The following is a 4237-nucleotide window of genomic DNA, read 5'->3' as shown; positions in this document are numbered from 1 at the left end:
TTATATTTTCTTAAAATAAATAGATAGTTTAACCATCATATACGCTCAAAACCTGAGCTATACTTTAAAAACTAAAATTACATTGTTGCTAAGAAAAAGTAACTTTCAATACCATTAATGGTAGATAGTATAAAGCAATTTAGAAAGAGGTCAGATAGGAGATTTCCCTACCTGAATTCTTGGTTTATTAAGCTAAACTTTCTAAATACTAACTCTAAATAAACTAAGTTAGACTATTTTGTTTTCGAGTAGTTTGGTAAAAACTGTTATCCACGGAAAACTTTATTATAGGACTGGAAAGATTACTATCGTAAAATCAATTTACATTTTGATATGTATCTCTGGTCTCAAGATCCAGAAGTGGGAAACAGCTTTAGTAAAAATGTCACGCTAGAATAACCATTAGGGCAACTTTAAGAGATAGGAATAAATTATGTTTGAACGCTTCACGGAAAAAGCAATCAAAGTGATCATGTTGGCCCAAGAAGAGGCTCGCCGCTTGGGACATAACTTTGTGGGGACAGAACAAATACTCCTGGGTCTAATTGGAGAGGGTACAGGGGTAGCGGCCAAGGTTCTGAAATCTATGGGTGTTAATCTCAAGGATGCTCGGATTGAAGTAGAAAAGATAATTGGCCGTGGTTCGGGATTTGTGGCGGTAGAAATCCCATTTACTCCCAGAGCTAAAAGGGTTTTGGAATTATCGTTGGAGGAAGCACGACAATTAGGACATAACTATATTGGGACTGAGCATCTACTTTTGGGTTTAATTCGAGAAGGTGAAGGAGTAGCTGCAAGAGTTCTGGAAAATTTAGGGGTAGACCTTTCTAAAGTCCGTACTCAAGTAATTCGGATGTTGGGTGAAACGGCAGAAGTCACTGCTGGTGGTGGGGGTGGACGTACAAAAACTCCTACTCTGGATGAGTTTGGTTCAAATCTGACTCAAATGGCATCTGAGGGTAAGTTGGACCCAGTGGTGGGACGGCAAACTGAAATTGAAAGGGTAATTCAGATTCTCGGTCGTAGAACTAAGAATAACCCAGTTTTGATTGGGGAACCTGGTGTGGGTAAAACGGCGATCGCTGAGGGTTTGGCACAACGTATTGCTAATAATGATATACCGGATATTCTCGAAGAAAAGCGGGTGGTTACTCTGGATATTGGTCTGTTGGTTGCTGGTACTAAATACCGGGGTGAGTTTGAGGAACGTCTGAAGAAAATTATGGATGAAATTCGCTCTGCGGGTAATGTCATCCTGGTTATTGATGAGGTTCATACTCTGATTGGAGCTGGTGCTGCTGAAGGGGCTATTGATGCTGCGAATATTTTGAAGCCTGCTTTGGCTCGTGGGGAGTTACAGTGTATAGGGGCGACTACTCTGGATGAGTATCGGAAACATATTGAACGGGATGCAGCTCTGGAACGTCGTTTTCAACCAGTTATGGTTGGTGAACCTTCTGTTGATGAAACTATTGAGATATTATATGGTTTACGGGAACGTTACGAGCAACACCATAAGTTAAAAATTTTAGATACTGCTTTGGAAGCTGCTGCTAAGTTATCAGACCGTTATATTAGCGATCGCTATTTGCCAGATAAGGCTATTGACTTGATAGATGAGGCTGGTTCCCGTGTCCGGTTGATTAATTCTCAATTGCCTCCCGCAGCTAAGGAGTTGGATAAGGAGCTACGTCAACTTCTGAAGGAGAAGGATGAGGCTGTTCGTTCTCAGGATTTTGATAAGGCTGGAGAGTTGCGCGACAGGGAAATGGAGATTAAGTCGGAAATTCGTTCTCTGGCTCAAAATAAAAAGCTCGACTCTACTACTGAGGATGATTCTCCAATGGTGACTGAGGAGGATATTGCTCATATTGTGGCGAGTTGGACTGGGGTTCCGGTGAATAAGTTAACTGAGTCTGAGTCTGAGAAGTTGCTGCACATGGAAGATACTCTACACCAACGTTTGATTGGTCAGGAGGAGGCTGTCAAGGCAGTATCTCGTGCTATTCGTCGGGCAAGAGTGGGATTGAAAAACCCTAACCGACCTATTGCTAGTTTTGTTTTCTCTGGACCGACTGGAGTTGGTAAGACAGAGTTGACTAAGGCTTTGGCTGCATATTTCTTTGGGTCTGAGGAGGCGATGATCCGCTTGGATATGTCGGAATATATGGAACGCCATACTGTTTCTAAGTTGATTGGTTCTCCTCCTGGTTATGTGGGTTATAACGAGGGTGGTCAGTTAACTGAGGCAGTTCGTCGTCGTCCTTATACTGTGGTGCTGTTTGATGAAATTGAAAAGGCACACCCTGACGTATTTAATATGTTGCTCCAAATTTTGGAGGATGGTCGTTTGACTGATGCGAAGGGTCGGACGGTTGATTTTAAGAATACTTTGATTATTATGACTTCTAATATCGGTTCTAAGGTAATCGAAAAAGGAGGCGGTGGTCTTGGTTTTGAGTTCTCAGAAAATGAGGCTGATGCTCAGTATAACCGAATTCGTAATTTGGTGAATGAGGAGTTGAAACAGTATTTCCGTCCTGAGTTCCTCAACCGTTTGGATGAGATTATTGTGTTCCGTCAGTTGAGTAAGGATGAGGTGAAGGAAATTGCTGTTATTCTGTTGAAAGAGGTCTTTAGTCGGTTGACGGAGAAAGGTATTACGTTGGAAATTACTGATCGCTTCCAGGAGCGGTTGGTTGAGGAGGGTTATAATCCTAGTTATGGGGCAAGACCTTTGCGTCGGGCAATTATGCGTTTGCTTGAGGATAGTTTGGCTGAGGAAATTCTGGCTGGCAAGGTCGGTGAAGGCGATACTGCTGTAGTTGATGTTGGAGAAGATGGTCAGATTACGGTTTCTAAGGGTGAAAAACGAGAGTTAGTGCCTCAAGTTGCTGAATAGGATNTGAGGAGGGTTATAATCCTAGTTATGGGGCAAGACCTTTGCGTCGGGCAATTATGCGTTTGCTTGAGGATAGTTTGGCTGAGGAAATTCTGGCTGGCAAGGTCGGTGAAGGCGATACTGCTGTAGTTGATGTTGGAGAAGATGGTCAGATTACGGTTTCTAAGGGTGAAAAACGAGAGTTAGTGCCTCAAGTTGCTGAATAGGATTTGGTTTCTTCTGGGAACAGAAGTTAATTTTTAATGGTAAAACGGCGGATAGTTTTAGCTTTCCGCCGTTTTGAGGTTTTATATGAAGTTGTTTATTTAAAGATGTACTTTATACCCAATAGTTATATAGAAGCCATTTGGGATCTATTTAAAATTATAGATTGAGAGTAGGGGAGATGGGGAGATTGGGAGATGGGGGCATTTTTCTACCTTTTTCCCCTATTTTATTTCTTATATCAAATCCGGTTGAATAGTCGTCATTGCGACGATAGGAAGCAATCTCCGCGCACTCCTGAGATTGCTTAATTCCACTCCGTTCCAGTAGCAATGACGCAGGCTATAGTAATTATCAGGATTTTATATTAATCTCCTGACTTCTGTACGGGCGTTAACGATAGTTATGCGAAGCTAACGGCCGTTTCGCTGCGCGACATGAAACGCCCCTACGAGGACTGAGGACTGAGCCAAAAACTCGCAACTTTGCCAAAATACGCTTAGGGCTTCTATATACCAATTAGGAATGATTTTGATAGAATTTAAGAAGATTTAAGATGAACCAAAATCCTTTTATATTCTGACTCCTGACTCCTGAATCCCGACTTATGACTCCTGATTAGCACTAAAATCTTACAACTCACATAAGATTGCTATAGCAATGTGTTCTGTCATATTTACACATTATTTTTTGTATACCTTTTCGCTTACTGTAGTTTGGCTGGAAGTTGTAAATACCTGAGCGCTCATTGCTATAATTTTTCAGACACTAAGTCTGTTTATGTAAGTAAGATAAAAGATTATTGTTCGGATTTTTTGCGGATACCTGCTGGTGAGTCAGATTAAACTGCTGAACAATCAAAAAATTATTGCCAAATTAAATTCTTTATGGTTTGATGGTAAATACTCATCAAGTTTATCTTTAATATGTTCCGAAACAGTTTATGAAAGATACAGAAACTAAACCAGATAAAGTTGGTACAACAGAAGCAGCATTTCTTTTAAATATTTCTACTGCTAGACTCAGGTTACTTCTCAGGCAAGGTCGCCTGAAGGGAGCCGAAAAAGTCAAACGGTTCTGGGTAATTCCTTTAAATAGTCGAGGAATGCCAGAAATTACACCAGGTCGTCG

Annotated in this window: 1 protein-coding gene and 2 pseudogenes; all 3 read left to right on the top strand. The window is 41.2% G+C overall.

Annotated elements, in window-relative coordinates; translation table 11 throughout:
* Positions 1–433: 433 nt before the first annotated feature.
* Positions 434–2902 carry an ATP-dependent Clp protease ATP-binding subunit gene (locus AFK68_RS07915; RefSeq protein WP_094672279.1) on the top strand — a complete coding sequence of 823 codons (2469 nt, stop codon included), beginning with the start codon at positions 434–436 and terminating at the stop codon, positions 2900–2902.
* A gap of 4 nt (positions 2903–2906) precedes the next feature.
* A pseudogene (locus tag AFK68_RS07910) lies at positions 2907–3108 on the top strand (AAA family ATPase); the annotation flags it as partial.
* A gap of 941 nt (positions 3109–4049) precedes the next feature.
* Positions 4050–4237, top strand: a pseudogene (locus AFK68_RS07905) (hypothetical protein); the annotation flags it as partial.

Source organism: Hydrocoleum sp. CS-953, from assembly GCF_002260545.1.
Classification (GTDB): domain Bacteria; phylum Cyanobacteriota; class Cyanobacteriia; order Cyanobacteriales; family Microcoleaceae; genus Trichodesmium.
This window is presented reverse-complemented; position numbering and strand designations above follow the sequence as displayed.